Origin of the sequence: Kitasatospora sp. NPDC056731 (assembly GCF_040687675.1) — a bacterium.
GTDB lineage: Bacteria > Actinomycetota > Actinomycetes > Streptomycetales > Streptomycetaceae > Kitasatospora.
Window position 1 is genome coordinate 89,022 of record NZ_JBFBNR010000028.1, and the last position, 22,911, is coordinate 111,932.

Annotated in this window: 20 protein-coding genes and 2 riboswitches; of the genes, 9 read left to right on the forward strand and 11 right to left on the reverse strand. The window is 73.6% G+C overall.

What is annotated here, in order from left to right; translation table 11 throughout:
• Nucleotides 1-124: 124 nt before the first annotated feature.
• From AB0R04_RS26365 to AB0R04_RS26395, 7 genes are all read right to left on the reverse strand, one after another.
• Nucleotides 125-604: a flagellar hook-length control protein FliK gene (locus tag AB0R04_RS26365; RefSeq protein ID WP_363375362.1), complete on the reverse strand. Its 480-nt coding sequence runs from the start codon at nucleotides 602-604 to the stop codon at nucleotides 125-127.
• Nucleotides 605-634: 30 nt separating this feature from the next.
• Nucleotides 635-1,708 (reverse strand): prenyltransferase/squalene oxidase repeat-containing protein, encoded by a 1,074-nt coding sequence (locus tag AB0R04_RS26370; protein WP_363375365.1) that lies wholly within the window; start codon nucleotides 1,706-1,708, stop codon nucleotides 635-637.
• Between the two features lie 97 nt (nucleotides 1,709-1,805).
• Nucleotides 1,806-1,946, reverse strand: a riboswitch (cobalamin riboswitch).
• A 57-nt stretch (nucleotides 1,947-2,003) separates the two neighbouring features.
• Nucleotides 2,004-2,780 carry an enoyl-CoA hydratase gene (locus tag AB0R04_RS26375; protein WP_363375368.1) on the reverse strand — a complete coding sequence of 259 codons (777 nt, stop codon included), beginning with the start codon at nucleotides 2,778-2,780 and terminating at the stop codon, nucleotides 2,004-2,006.
• A complete protein-coding gene (gene mmsB, locus AB0R04_RS26380; RefSeq protein ID WP_363375371.1) occupies nucleotides 2,777-3,709 on the reverse strand; it encodes a 3-hydroxyisobutyrate dehydrogenase in 933 nt (310 codons plus the stop codon). The genes AB0R04_RS26375 and mmsB overlap by 4 nt, the downstream gene beginning before the upstream one ends.
• On the reverse strand, nucleotides 3,706-4,779 hold the full coding sequence (locus tag AB0R04_RS26385) for an enoyl-CoA hydratase/isomerase family protein (protein ID WP_363375373.1): 1,074 nt from the start codon (nucleotides 4,777-4,779) through the stop codon (nucleotides 3,706-3,708). Before AB0R04_RS26385 ends, mmsB begins: the two co-directional genes overlap by 4 nt.
• Nucleotides 4,779-5,918: an acyl-CoA dehydrogenase family protein gene (locus AB0R04_RS26390; protein WP_363375375.1), complete on the reverse strand. Its 1,140-nt coding sequence runs from the start codon at nucleotides 5,916-5,918 to the stop codon at nucleotides 4,779-4,781. Before AB0R04_RS26390 ends, AB0R04_RS26385 begins: the two co-directional genes overlap by 1 nt.
• Before the next feature lie 7 nt (nucleotides 5,919-5,925).
• Complete coding sequence (locus AB0R04_RS26395) at nucleotides 5,926-7,425, reverse strand: CoA-acylating methylmalonate-semialdehyde dehydrogenase (protein ID WP_363375378.1); 1,500 nt, start codon at nucleotides 7,423-7,425, stop codon at nucleotides 5,926-5,928.
• A gap of 217 nt (nucleotides 7,426-7,642) precedes the next feature.
• Nucleotides 7,643-7,834: riboswitch (cobalamin riboswitch) on the reverse strand.
• Between the two features lie 265 nt (nucleotides 7,835-8,099).
• Here AB0R04_RS26395 and AB0R04_RS26400 point away from each other — a divergent pair.
• From AB0R04_RS26400 to AB0R04_RS26410, 3 genes are all read left to right on the forward strand, one after another.
• Nucleotides 8,100-8,534: a BlaI/MecI/CopY family transcriptional regulator gene (locus tag AB0R04_RS26400; RefSeq protein ID WP_363375380.1), complete on the forward strand. Its 435-nt coding sequence runs from the start codon at nucleotides 8,100-8,102 to the stop codon at nucleotides 8,532-8,534.
• The gene (locus tag AB0R04_RS26405) at nucleotides 8,525-9,472 is read left to right on the forward strand and encodes a M56 family metallopeptidase (RefSeq protein ID WP_363375382.1); all 948 of its coding nucleotides are present in this window, start codon (nucleotides 8,525-8,527) and stop codon (nucleotides 9,470-9,472) included. Before AB0R04_RS26400 ends, AB0R04_RS26405 begins: the two co-directional genes overlap by 10 nt.
• Nucleotides 9,473-9,671: 199 nt before the next feature.
• Nucleotides 9,672-10,208: a MarR family winged helix-turn-helix transcriptional regulator gene (locus AB0R04_RS26410; RefSeq protein ID WP_363375384.1), complete on the forward strand. Its 537-nt coding sequence runs from the start codon at nucleotides 9,672-9,674 to the stop codon at nucleotides 10,206-10,208.
• A 3-nt stretch (nucleotides 10,209-10,211) separates the two neighbouring features.
• Here AB0R04_RS26410 and AB0R04_RS26415 read toward each other — a convergent pair whose 3' ends face one another.
• Genes AB0R04_RS26415 through AB0R04_RS26430 form a run of 4 tightly spaced genes read right to left on the reverse strand, consistent with a single transcriptional unit; the run spans nucleotide 10,212 to nucleotide 15,122 of the window.
• Nucleotides 10,212-11,726 carry an ATP-binding cassette domain-containing protein gene (locus tag AB0R04_RS26415; protein ID WP_363375386.1) on the reverse strand — a complete coding sequence of 505 codons (1,515 nt, stop codon included), beginning with the start codon at nucleotides 11,724-11,726 and terminating at the stop codon, nucleotides 10,212-10,214.
• A complete protein-coding gene (locus tag AB0R04_RS26420; RefSeq protein ID WP_063352237.1) occupies nucleotides 11,723-12,574 on the reverse strand; it encodes an ABC transporter permease subunit in 852 nt (283 codons plus the stop codon). Before AB0R04_RS26420 ends, AB0R04_RS26415 begins: the two co-directional genes overlap by 4 nt.
• A complete protein-coding gene (locus AB0R04_RS26425; RefSeq protein ID WP_363375411.1) occupies nucleotides 12,571-13,515 on the reverse strand; it encodes an ABC transporter permease in 945 nt (314 codons plus the stop codon). Before AB0R04_RS26425 ends, AB0R04_RS26420 begins: the two co-directional genes overlap by 4 nt.
• Before the next feature lie 50 nt (nucleotides 13,516-13,565).
• On the reverse strand, nucleotides 13,566-15,122 hold the full coding sequence (locus tag AB0R04_RS26430) for an ABC transporter substrate-binding protein (RefSeq protein ID WP_363375389.1): 1,557 nt from the start codon (nucleotides 15,120-15,122) through the stop codon (nucleotides 13,566-13,568).
• Between the two features lie 381 nt (nucleotides 15,123-15,503).
• Between AB0R04_RS26430 and AB0R04_RS26435 the strand changes: the two genes are divergently transcribed.
• The 6 genes from AB0R04_RS26435 (at nucleotide 15,504) to AB0R04_RS26460 (ending at nucleotide 22,581) form a co-directional block, all read left to right on the forward strand.
• Nucleotides 15,504-16,484 carry a TauD/TfdA family dioxygenase gene (locus tag AB0R04_RS26435; RefSeq protein WP_363375391.1) on the forward strand — a complete coding sequence of 327 codons (981 nt, stop codon included), beginning with the start codon at nucleotides 15,504-15,506 and terminating at the stop codon, nucleotides 16,482-16,484.
• Nucleotides 16,485-16,568: 84 nt separating this feature from the next.
• Entirely contained in the window at nucleotides 16,569-17,558 is a 990-nt protein-coding gene (locus AB0R04_RS26440; RefSeq protein ID WP_363375393.1) for an ornithine cyclodeaminase family protein, read from the forward strand.
• Entirely contained in the window at nucleotides 17,549-18,892 is a 1,344-nt protein-coding gene (locus tag AB0R04_RS26445) for a Y4yA family PLP-dependent enzyme (RefSeq protein WP_363375396.1), read from the forward strand. The genes AB0R04_RS26440 and AB0R04_RS26445 overlap by 10 nt, the downstream gene beginning before the upstream one ends.
• A 38-nt stretch (nucleotides 18,893-18,930) precedes the next feature.
• Nucleotides 18,931-19,962, forward strand: a complete 1,032-nt coding sequence (locus AB0R04_RS26450) for a cysteine synthase family protein (RefSeq protein WP_363375399.1) — start codon at nucleotides 18,931-18,933, stop codon at nucleotides 19,960-19,962.
• A gap of 37 nt (nucleotides 19,963-19,999) precedes the next feature.
• Nucleotides 20,000-21,448, forward strand: a complete 1,449-nt coding sequence (locus AB0R04_RS26455) for an MATE family efflux transporter (protein WP_363375402.1) — start codon at nucleotides 20,000-20,002, stop codon at nucleotides 21,446-21,448.
• 188 nt (nucleotides 21,449-21,636) lie between these two features.
• Nucleotides 21,637-22,581, forward strand: a complete 945-nt coding sequence (locus AB0R04_RS26460; RefSeq protein ID WP_363375404.1) for a nitrilase-related carbon-nitrogen hydrolase — start codon at nucleotides 21,637-21,639, stop codon at nucleotides 22,579-22,581.
• The last annotated feature ends 330 nt before the right edge of the window (nucleotides 22,582-22,911 follow it).

A 22,911-nucleotide genomic window follows, 5' to 3' on the forward strand; every position in this document is an offset into this window, starting at 1 on the left:
GTGATCCGCCGACCTGGCATTCGCCTTCCCTCGCCCGGCGGCGCCGAACATCACGCAACAGCCGTACCGCCGGTGCCCCGGCCCCCCTTCCGGAGGGGCCGGGGCACCAGTACGCCGCCGGAGATCAGGGGGCGGGGACGCCCGGCTGGGCGCCGGCGCCGAAGGACCAGCCCTCGACGTCGCCGGGTGCCGGGTTGTAGCTGCCCGCGCCGAGGTTGCTGTACGACCAGGGGCCGCCGTGCTGGGCGTGCCAGTACGACCAGTAGGCGCTGCCGGTGGGGTTGGTGCAGGTCGTCGGCAGGGCGTTGATGGTGCAGACGAAGCCCGGGTAGCGCGGGTGGAAGGTGTACGCGAACCCGGCGCCGGTCAGCGCGGCCAGGCCGCTGGCCGGGTCGCCGGGTGCGCAGCCGGTCTGGATGCCGCCGCCGACGGCGGTGGAGTCGACCACGACGGTGACGCCGGTGGTGCCGTCGCAGGCGGCGGCCTGCGCCTGCGGGGCTTGGACGGCGGAGGCGCCGAGCAGGCCGGCGGTGAGGGCAGCGGCGGCGGCGATCGAGCCGAGGGTGCGGCGGGCCGGGCGCGCGGGCGCCAGGGTGTCGGTCATCGGAGCTCTCCTCTCGGGGTCAGCGGGTGGTCAGTGGGTGGTCGCCGGGCAGGCCGGCACGGGCGCGTCCGGGCGGGCACCCGTGGCGGAGAGGGTGGCCAGCGGGGTGCCGGCCAGGCCGAGGACGGCCTGCGCGGTGGCCCGGGCGCCGGTGGCCGGGTTGAAGCCGGTCGCGTCGTAGGCGACCGCCCCGCGCACGCCCGGGTCGGCGGAGCAGCCCTGCTGGAGCTTGACCAGGCTGCTCCAGCCCTTGAGTCCGGCCCCGAAGCGTCCGCCGGCCAGCAGTGCCTGCGTGGCGAGGCCGGTGGTGTTGGCGTTGGACGCGGCGGCCCCGGCGGCCGGGAAGCCGCCGTCGGCGTTCTGGTGGGCGGTCAGCCAGCCGAGCCCGGCGTTGGCCTTGGCGGTGCGGCCGGTCGCGGCCAGGGCCTGGGCGGCGAGCGCGGTGGCGTCCGGGTCGCTGGTGCAGGTGGCCTGGCCGAAGGAGAGCGGGTAACCGCCGTCCGCGCACTGGCTGTTGGCGAGGAAGTCGACGGCGGCCGCCGGGGCGCCGCCGGCCGTGCGGTGCAGGGCGATCAGGGCCAGGGACTGGCCGAAGGCGTTGCTGTAGTCGCCCCACTGCGAGCGGTCGGAGAACCGGCCGTCGGCGGTCTGGAGGGAGCGCAGCCGGGCGGGCAGGTCGACGCCGCCGAAGGCCGTCGGGTTCCCGCCGCGTACCTCGACGGCGAGCAGCAGCTTGGCGGTCGCGCCCGCGTAGGCCTCGGTGGTGCCGTCGCCGAGGTAGCCGGTGATGATCTCGGGCTTGGCCAGCCAGGCGGTGGCCTTCGTGGCGGCCTGGTCGGAGCTGCGCGAGGCGGCGAAGGCCAGCACGGCGTCGATGGTCAGGCCCTGGTCGGGGTAGGCGGTGCCGTTGAAGACGGACTCGAAGTGGTCGCCGTCGACGAGCTGACGGGCCAGCCAGCCGCCGGCGGCGGCATCGGGGCGGATCGTCGGGGACGAGGTCGCGACAACAGGCGCGGCCTGGGCGGCAGCGGCCGCCGGGAGGACGGTGGCGAGCGCGAGGGCGGGTATCGCGAGCAGACCGAGAGTGCGGCGGAGCGTGGGCATGGGTGCCTTTCCGGGCCCGCACGCAGGGGCCCGGAGGACGGCGGCAACAGCCGGGCAGCCCTCGGAGCTCCGGCCCGCAGACCACGACGGGAGGAGGGGACGACACACCTCCGCCGCCGGGTACTCGGGCTCGCCGCCGGCGTGGAGCCGGCGGCCTACCGTTGCGGGTCAGCGCCGGATTCGAACCGGACTTCCCCCAGCGGCGGAGTCACAACTTGACGGCTCATCATGGCGATACGGAGAAGATCCGGTCAAGGGATCGTCCGCCACATCGCGCCGCGAACCGCTCGGACCGTCAGCGGTTGAGGAACTCCGGCGGGCGCTTCTCGGCGAAGGCCGCCATGCCCTCCTTCTGGTCCGCCGTGGCGAACGTGGCGTGGAACAGGCGCCGTTCGAAGCGGACGCCCTCGGCGAGCGTGGTCTCGTACGAGCGGTTGACGCTCTCCTTGAGCATGACCGCCGCCGGGGTGGACATCGCCGCGACGGTCTCGGCCACCGTCAGGGCCTCGGCCAGCAGCTGGTCCGCCGGGACGATCCGGGAGACCAGGCCGGCCCGCTCGGCCTCCTCGGCGCCCATCATCCGGCCGGTCAGGCAGAGCTCCATCGCCTTCGCCTTGCCGACCGCCCGGGTCAGCCGCTGCGAGCCGCCGATGCCGGGGATGACGCCGAGCTTGATCTCCGGCTGCCCGAACTTCGCGGTGTCCGCCGCCAGGAGGACGTCGCACAGCATCGCCAGCTCGCAGCCGCCGCCCAGCGCGTAGCCCGCCACGGCCGCCACGACGGGCTTGCGCAGCGCGGCGAAGCGGTCCCAGGCGGCGAACCAGTCGCCGAGGTAGGCGTCGACGAAGTCGAGGGACTGCATCTCCTTGATGTCGGCGCCGGCCGCGAAGGCCTTCTCCGAGCCGGTGATGACCAGGCAGCCGATCTCCGGGTCCCGGTCGAACTCCGTTGCCGCCTGCACGACTTCGTTCATCAGGAGGGTGCTGAGCGCGTTGAGCGCCTTGGGCCGGTCGAGCGTGATCAGCCCCACCCGGCCCTTGCGCTCGGCCAGGATCGTCTCGTAGCCGGTCACTTGCCGTCCTCCCTCAGGGTGGTGATGATCGCCGAGAAGTCCAGGCCGGCGCCGTCGTCGGCCTGCGCGAAGTCCGCGTACAGCTGTGCCGCCCTGCGTCCGAGTTCGGTGGGCAGGCCGGCGGCCTCGGCGGCTCCGGCGGCGAGGCCGAGGTCCTTGGCCATCAGGGCGGCGGCGAACCCGGCCGCGTAGTCGCGGTTGGCCGGGCTGGTCGGCACCGGCCCGGGGACGGGGCAGTTGGTGGTGAGCGCCCAGCACTGGCCGGAGGCGGTCGAGGCGACGTCGTAGAGGGCCTGGTGGCTGAGTCCGAGGCTCTCTCCGAGCACGAAGGCCTCGCTGACCGCGATCATCGAGATGCCCAGGATCATGTTGTTGCAGATCTTCGCGGCCTGCCCCGCTCCGGGGGGTCCGCAGTGCACGACCTTGCGGCCCATCGCCTCCAGCACGGGCCGGGCCGCCTCGAAGTCCGGCTCGGCGGCTCCGACCATGAAGGTGAGGCTGGCGGCCGTGGCGCCGACCACCCCGCCGGAGACCGGCGCGTCCACGGCCCGGTGCCCGGCGTGCACGGCGAGGTCGTGCGCCGCCCGGGCGTCCGCGACGTCGATCGTGGAGCAGTCGACGAAGAGCGTTCCCGGGCGGGCGGCGGGCAGCAGGTCCGCGTAGGCGGCCAGCACGTGCCGGCCGGCCGGCAGCATGCTGATGACGACGTCGGCCTCCCGCACCGCCTCGGTCGCGGACCGCGCCGGACGGACGCCGCTCTCCGTCCGGGACGCCCGCCGCAGTGCCTCGGGCGCCAGGTCGTAACCGGTCACGGTGTGTCCGGCCGTGGCGAGGTTGGCGGCCATCGGGCCGCCCATGTTGCCGAGTCCGATGAATCCGATGACTCCGTTGAATCCGTTGACTCCGTTGAATCCGTTGCGGTGGGTCACCAGCGCTCCAGGGGTGTGGTGGGGGCCAGGCCGAGTTCCCGGTCGCCGAGCGGGGCGAAGTAGCGGGCCACCGTGGCGGGCTCGACGGCGCTCAGCGTCGACGGGTTCCACCGCGGGGAGCGGTCCTTGTCGATCACCTGGGCGCGGATCCCCTCGGCCAGGTCCGGCGTGGAGAGCGCCGCGCAGGAGGTCCGGTACTCCTGGTCGAGGACGGCCTCCAGCGGGCCGAGGGTGCGGGCCCGGCGCAGGGCGGCGAGGGTGGCCTTCACGGCGGCGGGCGAGTTGGCGGCGATCCGGTCCGCGGCCTCCTTGGCCTCCGGTTCGCCGCTGTCCCGCAGGCGGTCGAGGATCTCCTCCACGGTGTCGGCCCCGTAGCAGTGGTCGATCCACGCCCGCCGACCGTCCAGCACGCCGGCCGGTGCGGGCCCGACGTTCCGTTCGAGGGCGTCGTGCACGGGGAGTTCGGCCAGGTCGTCCAGCAGCGCGGGCAGCCGCTCGGCCGGGACGAAGTGGTCGGCGAGGCCGCAGAGCAGCGCGTCCGCGGCGCCGACGGAGCCCGCGGTCAGGGCCAGGTGGGTACCCAGCTCGCCGGGGGCGAGGGCGAGCAGGTAGGTGCCGCCGACGTCGGGGACGAAGCCGATGCCGGCCTCGGGCATGGCGATGCGCGTGGTCTCGGTGACGATCCGGACGCTACCGTGGGCGGAGACCCCGACCCCGCCGCCCATCACGATGCCGCTCATGAGCGCGACGTAGGGCTTGGGGTAGCGGGCGATGCGGGCGTTGAGGCGGTACTCGTCGCGCCAGAACTCCTCCACCGCGCCCGGGTCCGCGCCGGTGGCGGCGCGGTGGATGGCGACGATGTCGCCGCCGGCGCAGAAGGCCCGCTCACCGGCGCCGGAGATGACCACGGTGTCGACCCGCTCGTCCTCCTCCCACGTGTCCAGGGCTTCGGAGATCCTTTGCACCATGCCGTGGGTGAGGGCGTTCAGGGCCGCGGGGCGGTTGAGGACGATCAGGCCGGCCCGGCCCTCGCGGTGGACCAGGACCTCGTCGAGGTCGTTCCCGGCCATCACGCGGCCCCGGTCAGGCCGCGGGCGACGATGACGCGCATGATCTCGTTGGTTCCTTCCAGGATCTGGTGCACCCGCAGGTCGCGGACGATCTTCTCGATGCCGTACTCGGCCAGGTAGCCGTAGCCGCCGTGCAGTTGGAGCGCCTGGTTGGCCACCTCGAAGCCGGTGTCGGTGGCGTGCCGCTTGGCCATCGCGCACAGCTCCGGCGCTCTGGGGTCCCCCCGGTCCAGGGCCGAGGCGGCCCGCCAGAGCAGCGACCTGGCCGCCTCCAGCTCCGTGGCCATGTCGGCGAGCCGGAACTGCAGCGCCTGGGCGTGCAGGAGCCGGGCGCCGAACGCCTCGCGGTCCGCCAGGTAGCCGGTGGCCCGCTCCAGGGCGTCCTGCGCTCCGCCGAGGGAGCAGGCGGCGATGCCGAGCCGGCCGCCGTTCAGCCCGTTCATGGCGATCCGGAAGCCCTCGCCCTCGGCTCCGAGGAGGCGGTCGGCCGGGAGCCGGACGCCGTCCAGCCGCACCTGGCGGGTGGGTTGGGCGTTCCAGCCCATCTTCTTCTCGTCGGGCCCGAACGAGACGCCGGCGTCCTCGCGTTCGACGACGAACGCGGACACCCCGCCGGCCCCCGGTCCGCCGGTGCGGGCCATCACCAGGTAGACCTGGGAGACCCCTGCGCCCGAGATGAACTGCTTGACGCCGTCGAGGACCCAGTGCGCCCCGTCCCGGCGGGCTCGGGTGGTCAGTGCCGCCGCGTCCGAGCCCGCGCCGGGCTCGGTGAGGCAGTAGCTGGCGGGGGTCGCCATGGCGCTGAGGCCCGGCAGCCACCGGGCGCGCTGGGCGTCGTCGCCGTAGCGGTCGATCATCCAGGCGACCATGTTGTGGATGGACAGGTAGGCGGCGATGGACGGGCAGCCGGTGGCCAGCGCCTCGAACACGAGGACGCCGTCGGCGCGGGTGAGCCCGGAGCCGCCGGACTCCTCGCGGACGTAGACACCGGCCAGGCCGACGTCCGCCGCCTTGCGCAGCACGTCCACCGGGAAGTGCTTGGCCTGGTCCCACGCGACCGCGTTCGGCGCCAGGTGTTCGCGGGCGAAGGCCCGGGTGGTCGCCGCGATGGCGAGCTGGTCCTCTGTGAGGTCGTGCACGGCGCCCTCAGCCCATCGTCGGGATGGTGAAGCTCGCGCCCTCCTTGACCCCGGAGGGCCAGCGCGAGGTGACGGTGCGGGTGCGAGTGTAGAAGCGGATCGAGTCCGGCCCGTGCTGGTTGAGGTCGCCGAACCCGGAGCGCTTCCAGCCGCCGAAGGTGTGGTACGCGACCGGCACGGGGATCGGCACGTTGACGCCGACCATGCCGGTGTTCACCCGGCGGGCGAAGTCCCGTGCCGTGTCGCCGTCCCGGGTGTAGATGGCCACGCCGTTGCCGAACTCGTGCTCGCCGGGCAGGCGCAGCGCCTCCTCGTAGTCGGCGGCGCGGAGCACGGTCAGGACGGGGCCGAAGATCTCCTCCCGGTAGATCCGCATGTCGGGCGTGACGCGGTCGAACAGCGAGGCGCCGAGGAAGTAGCCGTCCTCGTGCCCCTCCAGCCGGAAGTCCCGCCCGTCGACGACGAGTTCGGCGCCCTCCTCGACCCCGAGGTCCAGGTAGCCGCGGACCCGCTCCAGCGCGTCGGCGCCGACCAGCGGGCCGAAGTCCGCCGCCGGGTCGTCCGAGCGCCCGACCTTCAGCGCGGCGATCCGCTCGACCAGTTTGGCCACCAGGGCGTCGGCGGTCTCCTCCCCCACCGGGACGGCCACCGAGATCGCCATGCAGCGCTCGCCGGCCGAGCCGTAGCCGGCGCCGATCAGCGCGTCCGCGGCCTGGTCGAGGTCGGCGTCCGGCATCACGACCAGGTGGTTCTTGGCGCCGCCGAAGCACTGCGCCCGCTTCCCGTGCGCGGCGGCGGTGGCGTACACGTACTGGGCGATCGGCGTGGAGCCGACGAACCCGACCGCCTGCACCCGAGTGTCCTCCAGCAGGGTGTCCACGGCCTCCTTGCCGCCGTTGACCACGTTCAGCACGCCCGGCGGCAGCCCGGCCTCCAGGAACAGCTCGGCCAGGCGCAGCGGCACCGAGGGGTCGCGCTCCGAGGGCTTGAGGACGAAGGCGTTGCCGCAGGCGATGGCGGGTGCGGCCTTCCAGAGCGGGATCATCGCGGGGAAGTTGAACGGCGTGATGCCCGCGACCACGCCGAGCGGCTGGCGCATCGAGTACACGTCGATGCCGGTGCCCGCGTTGTCGCTGAACTCGCCCTTCAGCAGGTGCGGGATGCCGGCGGCAAACTCCACGACCTCCAGGCCGCGTTGGATGTCCCCGTGGGCATCGGCCACGGTCTTGCCGTGCTCGGCGGACAGCAGCCGGGCCAGCTCCTCCTTCTCCTGCTCGACGAGTTGGAGGAAGCGCAGCAGGACGCGGGCGCGCCGCTGCGGGTTCCACGCGGCCCATGCGGGCTGGGCCTGCGCGGCATCGGCGATCACCGCCTCGACCTCGGCCCGGCTCGCCAGCGGCACCCGGGCCTGCACCCGGCCGGTGTTGGGGTCGTACACGTCGCCGAAGCGACCGGAGGTGCCGGCGGTGGGCTTGCCGGCGACGAAGTGGGTCAGTTCTCGGACCATCGGGTTCCTTCTCTCGACAGGGGTGGGGAGAGGAGGAGGATCGGAGGCCGCCGCCGGTCGGCGGGCACACGGTGGTGCGCCCCGCGACACGGGCGTACGGCGGCAGAACGGAACGTCAGGGCGTCGGGGCCCCGGCGGCCGTGGGCACGGGACAACCAGGAGCAGCAGTGGAGCGGGAGCAGCCCGGAGTCATGCGTGTCGTCTCCATCCTCGTGGAAAACACGGAAACACCCGCGGCCGGTATCCTGACTCCCGGATCACCGCACGCCCCCAGGCCTTCCCGGCTGGCTGCCAGTGGCCTTCGTCTGCGAGGACGAACTCCCCGGTCACAGTGGCGGGACCGTGCCGGACTCACACCGGCTTCCCTGACACCGCGGACCTGCCGTCGACCATATAGTTGGACGTCCTAGTAAGTCCAGAGGCCCGCACGCGCGTTGCGCCATCGGCTTTCCACCGCGCCGAGCGGCACGTGACCGGACGGTGTCCGCGATCAGGCACCCGGCAGCGCGGGGCCACGAGCCCGTAAAGTTAGCTGAGGCACACCTAAGCAACACAGGCCGAGCCCATCTTCGCCATACCGGCGCGGGCGGGCCTCGGCCGCCGACCGCTGTCGGCGCCGGAGGCGTGCCGGCCGGGAGTGTGCCTTCCGGGAGTGTCGGGACAGGGAGAACGATGTGAGGGTCGGTCGGGACGCCAGGCGTCCGCACGGGGAGCTGGTCGCGGACGTGCTGGCGGTGTTGTGGGCGGCCGGCGAGCCGCTGACCGCCCAGCAGGTCAAGGAGGCGCTGGACCACGGGCTGGCCCGCACCACCGTGACGACGATCCTCACCCGCCTGCACGAGAAGGGGACCCTGGTCCGCAGCCGCCCCGCGCGGTCCTTCGCCTACGCCCCGGTGGAGGACGCCGCCGGACTGGCGGCCGGGCGCATGCGCCGGGAGTTGGAGAAGGAACCGCAGCGGGACCTCGTGCTGAAGCGGTTCGTCTCCTCCCTGTCCGAGGACGACGAGGACGTCCTGCGCCGCCTGCTCCTCGATGCCCAGACCGAGGCCGCGACCACGACCGCGACGAACTCCGGCAGGCCCGGGCCCGAGGACGACGCATGGGCCTGATCCTGACGATCGTCGCCCTGGCTCTGCTGCTCCCCTGGGCCGCGGCGCCCGCCGCACGCCGCTTGGCCCTGCTGCTCCCTCCGCGCGAGGCCTCGCTCGCGCTCACGGGCGCGGCCGTCCTGCTGGCGGGCGGCACCGTCGCGGCACTCGCCGGGCTGTTCCACGTCCCGTTCCTGGCAGGCCTGGAGCACCTGCCGCTGTCCGGCGTCGTCGCCCGGTGGCCGGCCGTGGTGCCGGTGTCCTGCGCTGCCGGGGCCGCGCTGGCCGTCCAGGCCGTACGGCTGACGCTGCGGTGGCGCGGGCACCGCGTGCTCCTCGCCCGTGCCTGGGGCCTGACCGCTGACGCGACGAGCGACGGCGACCTGCTCGTGGTCGCGGGCAAGGACGCCGAGGCCTTCGCCCTGCCCGGCCACCGGGGGCGCCCCGGCCGCGTCGTCGTCTCGGCCGGCATGCTGAGCGCGCTGGGCCCGGCGGAGCGCGCGGTGCTCCTCGCCCACGAGCGCGCCCACCTGCGCGGGCGCCACCACCTGCTGTCCGCCGCCGTCGACCTCGCCGCCGCCGTACACCCGGCGTTGGCCCGGCTGCGGGCCGACCTCGACTACCACCTGGAACGCTGGGCCGACGAGCAGGCCGCCGCCGCGGTCGCCGACCGGCGCACCGCCGCGACCGCCATCGCCCGGGCGGCCCTGGCCGGATCGCCGTCCGCCCGCCGAACCGCCGGGCCCCTGCTGTCCGTGAACACCGGCCCCGTGCCCCAGCGCGTCCAGGCCCTCCTGGGCCCCGCGCCCGCCCGCCCGACCGGCCGCAGGGCGCGGGCCGCCGTCGCCCTGGTCGCCGCCGTCACGGTCGCGGCCCTGCTCAGCGCGGCCTTGGCCTACGGGCTGCACGAGTACGTCGAGTACGCGGCCCGGACCTTGAGGGCTCACGGCACGGTCTGACGACATCGATGTAGACCAACCGTGCGGGTCCGGGTATGGTGAGGCTCGGCTTACCCGTGCGGGCCTTGGCGCAGCCGCCCGCCCTCCGGCGATCAGCGGCCGCGTTCACTCCGGCCTCCGGGCTCGGCATCCCCGCGCGGGTGCCGCCACCATGGCCCCGGCCCGAGAACACGGCGGCCACCGGACGATGGGACCTGGCGTGTACGACGGGAGGACGGGCTCGACGAGCCCCTTCGAACAGACCGTCTACCTCCTGTCGACGGCCGGCAGGGCGGTCGACCGGCTGCTGGCCGACCGGCTCGACGCGAGGGGAATGGGCCCGGCCCATCAGGCGCTGCTGTCCGCACTCGCCCAGCTGGGGCCGCACGGGCGCCGCGACCTCACCGAGCACGCCGCCGCAACCGCCACAACCGGGACCGACTCCGCCCAGGCGCTGGACGAACTCCTGTCGGCAGGCCTGGTGCACTCCATGGTCGTCCAGATCGGCGGGCGGCAGGAGGTGCTGACGATCACCCCGGCCGGGCAGGCAGCACTGGACGTGCTGCACGACGACGCATCCGCCGTCCAAGGCGACCTGCTCGCCTCGTTGACGAAGGGCCAGCGCGCCGAACTCAACTCCCTGCTGCGGCGGGTGTGCACGGCGGCCGCCCGCGGCGCGGGACACCGCACACCCTCGCCCTCGGGCCCCGGCTGGGTGCTCACCGGCGGACAGCGCCGACGGTGGATCTCCGAGTAGGAGTCAGCGGACGCCGGCGGGCTGCTGCGCGGTGAGCGGTGCGGAGTGGGGGCCCGCGAGAGGCAGGACGTGGTCGGCGTGGCCGGTGACGAGGGGGAGGTCATGGCTGACGAGGACCACCGCCAGGCCCCGGCTGGTGCGCAGGTCGTCGAGGAGGTCCATGAGCGCGGCGGCGGTGTCGGTGTCGAGGGCGGAGGTGACCTCGTCGCAGAGCAGGACGTCGGGTTCGGCGGCCAGGGCGCGGGCGAGGGAGACGCGCTGGCGTTGGCCGCCGGAGAGTTCGTGGGGGTGGCGGGTCGCGTAGTGCGGGGGCAGGCCGACGGCCGTGAGCAGTTCGGCGACGCGCTCCTCGCACCGGGCAGCGGGAAGGCCGAAGTGCAGCTTCAGCGGCCGGGTGAGGGTGGCACCGACGGTGTGGGCCGGGTTGAGGGCGCCGAGGGGGTTCTGGGGGACGAGCTGGATGCGGCGGCGCTGGTCGCGGCTGCGGCGCCGGTAGGACGGGGCCAGGTGTTCGCCGTGGAGGACGACGCTGCCTGACTCGGGCCGGTGAAGGCCGGCCAGGGTGCGCAGCAGCGTGCTCTTGCCGCATCCGGACGGGCCGGTGATCCCGGTCAGCGTGCCGGGCATCAGGACGAGGTCGACGGCGGCGAAGACGCGGTGGCGGGTGCGGACCGTGCCGATGCCGGCGCTGAGCGCCTTCACCTCCACGACGGGCGACATGCCGGAGGCGGCCCTGGTACGAACGCGTGCGGCCTGCACGGCCGTTGCCGGCACAACCCCGGCCACAGCCCCAGCCACCGCCGCAGCCCCAACCGCAGCCGGGGCCCCAGCCGGGGCCGCAGCAAGGCGGTCGGGCCACAGGGCCAGAACGTCGTCGGCGCAGCGGGCGACGAAGTCGGGGTCGTGGCTGGTGAGGGCGATGGCGAGGCCGTCGGAATCGGCGATCTCGCGCAGCAGGTCGGCGATGTCGTCGCGCAGGGCCGGGTCGAGGCCGGCGGTGGGTTCGTCGAGGAGGAGGATCTCGGGCCGTCGGGCGAGGGCGCGGGCAAGCGCGACACGCCGCTGCTGACCGCCGGACAGGCCTGCGGGTCGGCGGTGTTCGAGGCGCTCGCCGGCCGGCAGGCGGACGGCGCGCAGCAGGTCGGGTACGGAGGTTCGGCGGCGGTCGGCGGCGGTCTCGGTCAGGAGGCGGTCGACGCGCATGCGCGGGTTGAGGTCTGAGCCCGGGTCCTGGCCGACGAAGGCGAGCTTGTGGCGGCGAAGGCGGCGCAGGTCCTCGGGCGGGAGGGCGAGGATGTCGTGGCCGAGGACGTCGAGGGTGCCGGTGGTGACGCGGGCGCCTGGTGGGAGGGCTCCGGCGAGGGCGCGCAGGAGGGTGGTCTTGCCGGCGCCGGAGGGGCCGGTGACGGCGGTGACCCGGCCCGGGGTGAGGGTGAGGGTGGCGTCGGTGAGCAGGGGCGTGTCCGCGAGGGCGATGGACAGGCCCGTGGCGCGGGCGGCGGGGGCGGCGGTGCTCACAGCGGGGTCTCCGGGGTCGGCCGGGCGGGGGCGAGGGCTTCGGCGGCGAGGTTGACGCTGATGGCGAGCAGCCCGATGGCCAGGCACGGCGCGCCGACCGCCCAGGGGTTGAGGGTGATCCCGGCGGCGTTCTCGCGGATCATCAACGCCCAGTCGGCTTCCGGGGGTTGGGGGCCGAGCTGGAGGAAGGCGGCGACCGAGACGATGTAGACGCCTTCGACGAAACGCAGGCCGAACAGGGCGAGGAGGGTGGAGCGCAGGTTGGGCAGCACCTCGCGGACCGTCAGGTGCCACAGGCGTTCGCCGCCGACGGCCGCGGCCTCGACGTAGCCGGTGGCGGCGATGGGGGCGGCTGCCGCGGCGACGATGCGCACGGCGTAGGGAATGCCCAGGAGGGTGGCGGCGGCTGCGACGGCCAGGCGTCCGCCGGCGGGCCAGGCCAGGGCGATGAGCATGATGGCGAGGACGGAGGGCAGGAGGATCGTCAGGTCGGCGGCGCGTTCGATCCATCGGCCGAGCCGGGGCCGCAGGACGGCGAGGATGCCGAGGACGGTGGCCGCCGCCGTGACGACCAGGGCGATGGCCACGGCTGTGGCGATCAGGGGTGCGCCGCCGGTCAGCAGGCGGCTGAGGACGTCGCGGCCGAGCTGGTCACCGCCGAGCGGCGCGTCGCCGCCGGCTTCGGCGTAGGGGAAGGTGACGGGGGTGTCGATGGGGTGAGGGGCGAGGAGCGGTCCGGCGAGGGCGAGGAGGACGAGCAGGAGCGCGGGGACGGCGCGGACGAGCACGTGCCTCCTTCGCCGGGTGGCGGGCGCGGGGGCCGCTGCGGTCGGGGCATCGGCGGTCATCGGCGCTCCTCTCCGAGGGCGGTGGTGCGGATGAGGTCGGCCAGCAGCAGGAGCAGGCTGATGGCGGCGCCGGCCGCGGCCACGACTCCGGCGACGAGCGGGGTGTCACGGTCGGCGATGGCCCCGGCCAGGACGGCGCCGATGCCGGGGTAGTTGAAGAGGGTCTCGACGACGACGGTGCCGCCCAGCAGCATGCCGGCGGAGGTGGCGATGCCGACGGCGATGGCGGACAGGGCGCCGGGGAGCATGTGGTGGCTGAGGATGCGTCGGCGCGCGAGGCCGTCGAGGACGGCGGCCTGGACGTGCGGCAGCGCGGCCTGGTCGGCGAGCGCGCCGCGCACGATGCGGGTGTTCCAGCCGATCTGGGGGATGGCCAGTGAGAGCACCGGCAGGACGAGCATGGTCCAGGACTCGGGGGCTCCGTCGGGGCCGGTGAGGGTGACGGCGGGCAGCCAGCCGGTCCACTGGGACAGCAGGAGTAGGAGGGCGACGGAGACGACGAACTCCGGGAGGGCGAACGCGGCGGTGGAGGCGGCGTCGATGGCGCGGTCGGCGCGTCCGCCGGGGCGCAGGGCGGCCCAGCTCCCGAGCGCGAGGGCGCCGATGGTGCTCAGGGCGAGGGCGAGGGTGCCCAGGAGCAGGGTGTTGGGGAAGGGGCCGGCGAGGATGTCGGTGACGTGCTGGCCGCGCGCGGTGACGCCGAGGTCGCCGGTGGGCAGGCCGGTCATCCAGTCCCAGAAGCGTTCGGCCACCGGGCGGTCGAGCCCGAGGGCGCTGCGGCGGGCGGCGAGGTCCGCGGCGGTGACCCCGCGCTCGGCGGTCGCGCCGGCGGCGTCGCCCGGGAGCAGCTCGACGGCGGCGAAGACGCCGGCGAGCAGGACGACGAGCAGGGCCAGGCGCCGGGCCGCCTGCCGGGCGACCCGGCCCGCACCGGGGAGGATGCGGGCCGGGGCGCCCTGCGGCGCGCGGGCGCCGGCCGGCTGGAGCGTGGTCAACGCGCCAGCCAGGTCTTCTCAAGCTGGACGCGGCCGTAGCCGGGGAGCCTGGGCAGGTCGCGCACGGCGGCTCCGGCGAGGTCGATGCCGTCGGCCATGCCCCACAGCAGGTAGCCGGACTCGGCGAACTCGATCTCCTGGAGCCGGTGCAGCAGCTTGTCGCGCGCGGCGGCGTCGGCGGTGCCCATGGCCGTGCGGTAGGCCTCGTCGAACGCGGGGTCCTTGAAGGCGGACTCGTTCTGGCCGGCGTCGGAGAGCATCGTCTTGGAGGCGAAGAAGACGACCGAGTCGTTGGTGCCCCAGTACGTCGTGTAGAGCGGCGCCTTGAGCCAGGTGGCGTCCCAGAAGATCTTGGAGTCCTGCTTCACGACGTTGATCTTCACGCCGGCCTCGCGGACCTGGGTGGCGAACAGGGTCGCGGACTCGGCGAGGCCGGAGACGTCCTCGGCGGTGATCAGGTCGTAGGTCCGGGAGGTGTCGAACCCGGCGTCGGAGAGCAGCTGCTTGGCCTTGGCGAGGTCGCGCCCCCGCTGCGGTATGTCCTTGGCGAAGGCCGGGTCGCCGGTGCCGAGGATGTCGTTGGCGACGCTGCCGTAGCCGGAGAGGACCTGCTTGACCATGGCGTCGCGGTCGACCGCCAGCTTCAGGGCCTCGCGCACCCGTGCGTCGGCGAACGGGCCGTCGGCGGTGCGCATGACGACGGGCATCGCCATGTCGTTGGGGCGGCGCAGGATCTGGACGTCCTTGCGGGCCTCGGCGGTGCGCGCGGCGACGGCGCCGACGTTGGAGGCGAGGTCGATCTGCCCGGCGAGCAGGGCGTTGGCCATGGCCTGCGGGCTCTCGAACAGGCGCACCTCGACGGCGTCGAGCAGCACCTTGCCGCCGTACCAGTTGTCGTTGCGCACCAGCCGGGCGTTGCCGTCGCGGTACCAGTCGAGCTTGAACGGGCCGGTGCCGGGGGCGCCGGCGATCGCGTCGTCCTTGGTGTCCTTCTTCAGGACGAAGGTGGTCAGACGGGTCAGCAGCGGCAGATCCGCGTTGGGGTAGTCGGAGACCAGGACGACGGTCTTCGCGTCCTCGGCCCTGATGCCCTCGGGCTGGATGCCGGGCAGCCGGCTCTTGCCCGCCGGGGTGTTGCGCAGGCGCTGCAGCGACCAGACCACGTCGGCGGCGGTGACCGGGGTGCCGTCGTGGAACGTCGCGCCGTCGGCGATCGTGAAGCGCCAGGTCTTCAGGTCCTCCGACGGCTTCCAGGAGGCCAGGCGCGGGACGGTGTTGGCGGTGGATCCGGGAACGGCCAGCGTGTCGTAGAGCAGACTGATGATCAGGTAGTCGCTCTCGTTGGCCTGCGTGCCGTGCGGGTCGCGGGTGATCGCGGAGGCCTTGCCGAGAGCACCGACCTTCAGCGTCCCCCCGGCGCGGGGCTGCGAGGACACCGCGCCCGCGGATGCGGCGTCCTTGGATCCGCCCGCGCCACCGCTGCAGGCGGCGAGCGCGCCGGCCGCCCCGATACCGGCACCGGCCCACAGCAGCTGTCGTCTGGTGACGCCCACGTTCGTTCCTCGATTCGGGTTGAGCTCGATTTGCTTAGGTTTACCTACCCTAAGTTTGAGACGGGTTGCAAGCCGCCCGACGGAGCGCACCGGCCCACCGGGCGTGCGCCCCCCTGCCGCAAACAGCAATCCGAGCAGCGGAGTTGCCCCCGCGCGGCAGGTGCGCCGCCACCTCGAACTGAGACTACGTAAATGTAGACATCTGATCGGGTAAGGCTTGCCTTACCTCGAAGTCGTTGTTACGTTTCCTGTCGTCCGGCCGTCCGAGCCGACCCGGACCCCACGCCTCACGCGCTGCTCCCGCCCGCCGTCCCGCACCGGCGCGGTGATGCCGCGTGCCCGCAACGCCTCTCCCCACCCCTGCCCACGGAAGGCCCCGCCGTGCCCACCTGCCCTGCCCCGGTACGCCGTCTCGACACCGCCGCCACCGCGGAACTGACCGCCACCGCCGCCAAGCTGCTGGACTTCCACGGCTCCGCGACCAGTCCCCGCCTGCTGGCCGACCTGCCCGCGATGTGCGCCCAGCTCAGCCACGAACTCCGGCACGCGCTGCGGCCCGTGGACACCGCCGACGGCCTGTTCGTGCTGCGCGGACTGCACCCGGACGACACGGAGCTGGGCCCGACACCCGGCCACTGGTCGACCGTCGGGGACGCGGGCGCGCTGTGGGACGTCGTGCTGCTGCTCGTCTCCACCCTGATGGGGACCCCGATCGCCTGGGACGGCCAGCAGGAAGGCCGGTTCGTGCACAACATCGTCCCCTCGCCCGGCCACGAGAGCGAGCAGACCGGCGCCTCCAGCTCCGTCCTGCTCACCCCGCACACCGAGGACGCCTTCCACCCCGGCCGCGCCCACCTGCTCCTGCTGTGCTGCATGCGCAACCACGACAACATCGCCACCACCGCGGCCAGCATCCGCCTCACCGACCTCGCCGACGAGGACGTCGCCCAGCTCGAGCGTCCGATCGTGCCGATCCTGCCCGACGACGCCTACGAGCAGGCCCGGCAGTTCGCCGGCCGACCCGCACCGGTGCCCACCCTCTTCTCGGCGCCCGAGGGCCTGACCATGCGCTTCGACCCCGCCTACACGCCGGTCGAGGACGCCGACGAGACCTGGCGCGCGGCCTACCGCCGCCTGGAGGACGAACTCGCCCGCGTCTCGGTGGCGGTGAGCCTGGAGCCGGGCGACGTGCTGGTCGTCGACAACGACATCGTCGTCCACGGCCGCGTCCCCTTCCGGGCGCGCTACGACGGCACCGACCGCTGGCTCAAGCGCGCCTCCGTGCGCGTCGAGGGCCGACCCACCCGCCCGGTCGCCGAACACGACGAACACGGCTACGGCCAGGCCGCGCTCACCGCCTGACCTGCCCTCCTGCTCTCCTGCCATACCGACTTACCGCCTTACCGCCTTCCAGATGCCGCCTCACCCATCCGAAAGGGCACCCCCGTGGACCGGGACGACACCACCCTGCGCGTACTCTCCACCAGCGACCTCGCCGGCCTGGACATCACCCTGACCGACGTCGTCGACACCGTCGAACAGGCCTACCGCACCCTGGCCGCGGGCCAGTCCGACAACCCGCGCAAACTCACCGTCAAGCCCGCCGACGGACACTCCGTCTCCTACGCCATGCTCGGCCGCGACGGGGCGCGCAACGTCGTCGCCATCAAGACCTCGTACAAGCACGGCCTCGACAAGGGCCGCGAGGAGCAGCACTACTACACGACGCTGACCGTCTACGACGACGTCACCGGCCTACCGGTCGCCATGATGGACTGCTCGCGCATCGGCTCACTTCGCACCCCGGCCGTCTCCGCCCTGCTGGCCCGCGAGTGCGCCTCCCCCGACGCCTCCACGGCGCTGGTGATCGGCACGGGCACGCAGGGCCGCCTCGCGCTGCCGTTCCTGCTCACCACCCTGCCGAAGCTGGAGCGGCTGCTGCTGGCCGGCACCCACCCCGACGGCATAGCCTCCGTCCGCCAGGAGCTGGAACGCCACTTCCCCGGCCGCGAGCTGGAGTTGGTCACCGACCTCGAGCGCGCCGCGCACGACGCGGACGTCATCGTCGCCACCGCCGGCGCTCACACCTCCGCCGCCGTCGAGGCCGACTGGCTGAAGCCCGGCGCGACCGCGATCCTCGTCGGCCACGGCCTCGCCCCGTCCACGCTGCACCGAGCCGACCGCGTGATCGCCACCAGCGAGGCCCAGATGCGCGTCACCGGCACCGACATGGCCGACGCCGACGGCAACCTGCCCGCCGTCGACCTGGAGCTGCCCACCGCCATCTCCGGCGCCTCCCAGGCCCGTACCGCACCCGGCCAGCGGATCTTCGCCTACAACAGCGGCCTGGTCGTCACCGACATCGCGCTGGGCCACCGCTTCGCCCAGCTCGCCGCCGACCAGAACCTCGGCACCGAGGTCGCGCTGTGGCGCTGACCCTTCCCGCCCACCCCGATCCCCTCCACGACGGGCTCGCGGCCGGAGACCTCCTGCACGACCTCTCCCACGCCTTCGGCGGACCGTTCCACTTCGTGCTGCCCGAACGCTTCGACGCCAACCTCGCAGCCTTCCGGACCGCGCTCGACGAAGCGGGGGTGGAGGGCACGGTGTACTTCGCGAAGAAGGCCAACAAGGCCGCCGCGTTCGTCGAACGCTGCGCCCACGCGGGAGCCGGCGTGGACGTCGCCAGCCACGGCGAGCTGCGCGAAGCCCTCGGCCACGGTGTGCGCGGCGAGGACCTCGTCGTCACCGGCCCCGCCAAAGCCGAGCCGCTGCTGCGCGTCGCGGCCCTCCAAGGCGCGCTGATAGCCGTCGACTCCCTCGACGAACTGAGCCGCATCCTGCACCTGGACGTCCCCCGCCCCGTCCGCATCCTGCTGCGCCGCTTCCCGCCCACCCACACCGGGAGCCGCTTCGGCCTCACCGACGACCAGCTCGACACCGCGCTGCTGCGCTGCGCCGCGGCGAAGGAGCGGGTCCGGATGGAGGGCTTCAGCTTCCACCTGTCCGGCTACGACGTGCAGCCCCGCACCGACCTCGCCGGAGAACTCGTCGAACTCTGCCTCAAGGCACGGCTCCTGGGGCTGCAGGCCGACCGGATCAGCATCGGCGGCGGCTTCGCCGTCGACTACGTGCCCGCCGAGGCCTGGCACACCTTCCTCGCCGAACAGGGCCCCGACGACTACCACGCCCGCAAGTCCTTCAGCACGAGCGACTTCTACCCCTACCACTCGCCCGTCGCCGGGGCCGATGCCCTGCGGGCCATCCTCGCCGCCCGCCCCCACGGCACGGGTGAGCCGCTGGCCGGGCGGCTGCGGGAGGCGGGCGTGATGCTGCTGCTGGAACCCGGACGCGCCCTGCTGGCCGGGGCCGGCTCCTCGGTGTTCGCCGTCCAGGGCGTCAAGGACCGCCCCGGGTACGGGATCGTCACCGTCGACGGCAGCAGCCTGAGCCTGTCCGAGCAGTGGTTCAACAGCGAGTACCTGCCCGACCCCCTGCTCCTCACCCCGCACCCCGACCAGGACGCCGCGGAGTACCGGGCGTGCGTGGGCGGGGCCAGCTGCCTCGACTCCGACCTGCTCACCTGGCGCAAGATCGCCTTCCCCCGCCGCCCCCGGGTCGGCGACCTGCTCGTCTACCCCAACACCGCCGGCTACCAGATGGACTCGAACGAGTCCCCCTTCCACGACCTCCCCCTGCCGGCCAAGGTCGTCATCCACCACGAGAACGGCCGGCTGCGCTGGCGTCTCGACCGCCGCCCGGCCCTGTGACCCGACACCGCACCGCTCCCGAGAAAGCGCCCCTCGCCATGACCGACGCCCTCCACCGCCCCCCCGTGGTCACCCGGATGACCGATCTCATCGGCTACACCCCGCTGTTCGAGCTCGCCCGCGCCGACAACGGCGCCCGCCTCCTGCTGAAGCTGGAGATGTTCAACCCCACCGGCAGCGCCAAGATCCGCATGGCCCGGCAGATGGTCCTCGACGCCGAGGAGCGCGGCCTGCTGCGCGAGGGCGGCCACATCATCGAGTCCACCTCCGGCAACACCGGCCTCGGGCTGGCCGTCGTCGCCGCCGAGCGCGGCCACCGCTTCACCGCCGTCGTCGACAACCACGCCGCCGCCGACAAGCTGCGCGGCATGAAGGCGATGGGCACCGAGCTCGTGTACGTCGACGCCGACACCGACGGCGAGGAGCTCCACACCGCCGCCCGCGAGGAACTGGCCGAGGAGATGGCCCGCGGCAAGGACAACACGTTCTTCACCGAGCAGCACAACAACCCCAGCAACGCGGTGGGTTACTTCGCGGTCGGCCGGGAGATCGCCCAGGCCCTCGACAACCGGGTCGACGTGCTGATCGGCGCGGTCGGCACCGGCGGCGGCCTGTGCGGCACCGCCCGCGAGCTCAAGAAGCACGTGCCCGGTGTCTCGGTCGTCGGTGTCGAGCCGAAGGGCTCCATCGCCTTCGGCCCGCCCGCCCACGACTACTACCAGTCCGGCACCGGCACCCCCGAAGGCGCCACCATCGGCCTGCTCGTCGACTACGACCTCATCGACGAGGGCGTCAAGGTCGGCGACATCGAGGCCTTCGCCACCGCCCGCGTCGTCGCCCGCCGCACCGGCCTGCTCATCGGCGGCTCCGCCGGCGGCGTCGTCCACGACGCCCTGGCCCGCCTGACGGCCCTTCCGCCGGACGCCGTCATGGTCGCGTTCATCAACGACGGCGGCGAGAAGTACATGGATACCGTCTTCAACGACGACTGGATGACCGCCCGCAACCTCATCGACGAGGCCGTCGAGGCCGAGATCGACGAGTCCCTCGCCAAACTCCGCAGGCCCTGACATCCAGAGACGTGACATTGAGAGACTGACACCCACCATGCAGCAGCTGACCACCCTGGCGCGCGACAGCCGCGCCCTCACCGCCCTCGCCGTCCCGCTCGCCCTCACCCAGCTCGCCCAGGTCGCCCTCACCACCACCGACACGATCATGATGGGCGTCCTGGGCACCGAGGCGCTGGCCGCCGGCGGCCTCGCCCTGGTGATCTTCAACCAGCTCCGCACCATGGGCGTCGGGCTGGTCACCTCCGTCGGCAACCAGGTGGCAGCGGCAGCGGCCCGCGCCGAGCGCGACGCCGAGGAGACCGGAGCCAAGGAGGCCGGAGCCGCCAGCGAACCGGCCACCGGCGCCGACCACGAGGTCCGGGGCCTGGTGCGGGCCGCGATGGCCGTCGCCACCCTCGCCGGCCTGGCCGGCGCCGTCCTGATGGTCCTCATCGGCCAGGCCGCCAGCTGGCTCGGCCAGGACGCCACCGTCGCCCACCGCGCCCAGGGCATGCTCGCCGCCCTCGCCCCCGGCCTCGTGCCCTGCCTCTGGTTCCAGGCCGTCCGCCAGTTCACCGTCGGCATGCGCCGCCCCCAGGCCCTGCTGCAGATCACCCTCGCCTCCGTCGCCGTCAACGCCGCCCTCAACTGGGCCTTCATCCACGGCACCTGGGGCCTGCCCCGGCTCGGCCTCACCGGCATCGGCGTCGCCACCAGCAGCGTCTACCTGCTCTCCTTCCTCGCCCTCTACGCCTCCGCCCGCCGCGACCCGCACCTCGCCCCCCTGCTCAGCCTCGACTTCTGGCGCGCCGATCCGGAAACCGTCCGCCGCCTGCTCGGCCTGGGCACCCCCATCGCGGCCACCTACGGCTCCGAGGCCGGGTTCTTCTCCGTCACCGCCCTGCTCGCCGGCAGCTTCGGCCCGGCGGCGCTCGCCGCCCACACCGCGGTCAACCAGCTCGTCTACATCGTCTTCCAGGTCGCCGTCGGCCTCTCCCACGCGGCCTCCATCAACGTCAGCCGCGAACTCGCCCTCGGCGAGCACGCGGCCGCCCGCCGGATCAAGAACACCGCACTCGCCTGCGGCGCCGCCGTCACCACCCTCGTCGGCATCGTCTACCTCACCGTCCCGGACCTCGTCCTGCGCCCCTACTTCGACCCGGACGCGCCCGCCGACCAGCAGGGCCTGACCATCGCGACCAGCCTCCTCGTCATGGTCGCCGTCCTGCAGTTCTTCGACTGCGCCCAGAACATCGGCGTCGGACTGCTACGCGGCCTCGACGACACCAGGAGCGGCTTCCGCATCACCCTCATCGGCTACTGGGCCGTCGGCCTGCCCTCCGCCTGGCTCCTCGCCTACCCCCTCGGTGGCGACATCCGCGGCCTCTGGTTCGGGCTGCTCATCGGCCTCGCCACCACCGCCGCCCTCCTCCTGCGCCGCTACAGCCGCACCCTCACCGCGAAGGCCGTTGCGGCGCCCGAAGCCGTCTCCGCCGGAGCCTGACCGCCCGCCGGCGGTGCCGGGGCAAGGCCCACCCCGCCCGCCGGCGGCACGTGTCGTTCTTTAGCGGGCCCCCACCCCTTGCCGGAACGTTCCGGCATGGCTACATTCTTCATCACGCCAGCAAAGCTGACTGAACTTTCAGTTATGCCGCAGGGTCGCGCCAGCACCAGAGAACAGAAGGAACACCCATGACCTCGTACGCCGTCCTCACGTCCTTCGGCTCCCCGCTCGGCTCCCCCGGCCGCACCAAGCCGGCCGAACGCGCACCGCTGCGCGTCGGGCTCGTGCAGATGCGCTGGTACGCCGACCCGGCCGAGCACGACGACCGGCTGCGCGAGGGCGTGGCACTCGCCGCCGCGCAGGGCGCGACGATGGTGTGCCTGCCCGAGCTGACCCGCAGCCCCTACTTCTGCAACACCGACGACCCGATGGCGGAGGACGCCGCCCGCTACCTGGAGGACGTCGAGACGGGGCCCACCGCCAGCCTCGCCGCCGAACTCGCCGCGGAACTGGGCATCAGCGTCCACGCCTCCCTGTACGAGCGCGCCGAGGACGGCGGCCTCGGCTACAACACGGCCATCTGCGTGGACTGCGACGGCACCCTCGTCGCCCGGACGCGGAAGAACCACATCCCGGCCTTCCCCGGCTACCGCGAGGACCTGTGCTTCCGCCCCGGCGACAGCGGGTTCCCCGTCGTGGCCCACCAGGGCGCCGCCTTCGGCTTCCCCACCTGCTGGGACGAGTGGTTCCCCGAACTCGCCCGCGCCTACGCGCTCGGCGGCGCCGAGGTCCTCGTCCACCCCACCGCCATCGGCTCCGAGGTGGACCTCCCGGACTTCGACACCCGGCCCATGTGGGAGCACGCCATCAGCGCCAACGGCCTCGCCAACGCGCTGTTCATGATCGTGCCCAACCGGATCGGGACGGAGGGCCGGTCCACCTTCTACGGCTCGTCGTTCATCTCCGACCCGTACGGCCGGATCCTGCTCCGCGCCCCGCGCGACCGGCCCGCCGTCCTGGTCGCCGACCTCGACCTCGACCAGTGCCGGGACTGGCGGGAGTTCGGCCTCCTGCGCACCCGCCGCCCCGAGCTGTACGCCCCGCTGACCGCGGCGAGCCGCACCGACGCCTGACCGGACGCCCCGGCGCACCCACGCCGGGGCATCCCAGCGCCCCGTCGCCCCGTCGAAGGTCCACGAGTCGACACACCGGAGGCCAGATGCACGCCGGTGCTGACGTCAACTACCCCACCCAGTACTGACTTCGGCTTTTCAGGGTGGTAGGTCGAGGGAGAGTCCGGTTCCGGTGAGGAAGCCGTCTAGGGCGTGTCTTCAAACTCCCGTCGTCCGCCCGGAGGGCGGGCGTGGCGGCGTTGGGGTGCGTGCATCGCAAGGCGGAGGAGGGAGTCCATGCGGAGCATCGGCGACTGACGACAACGCGGCGAGGTGCGTGCCCCAACGCCG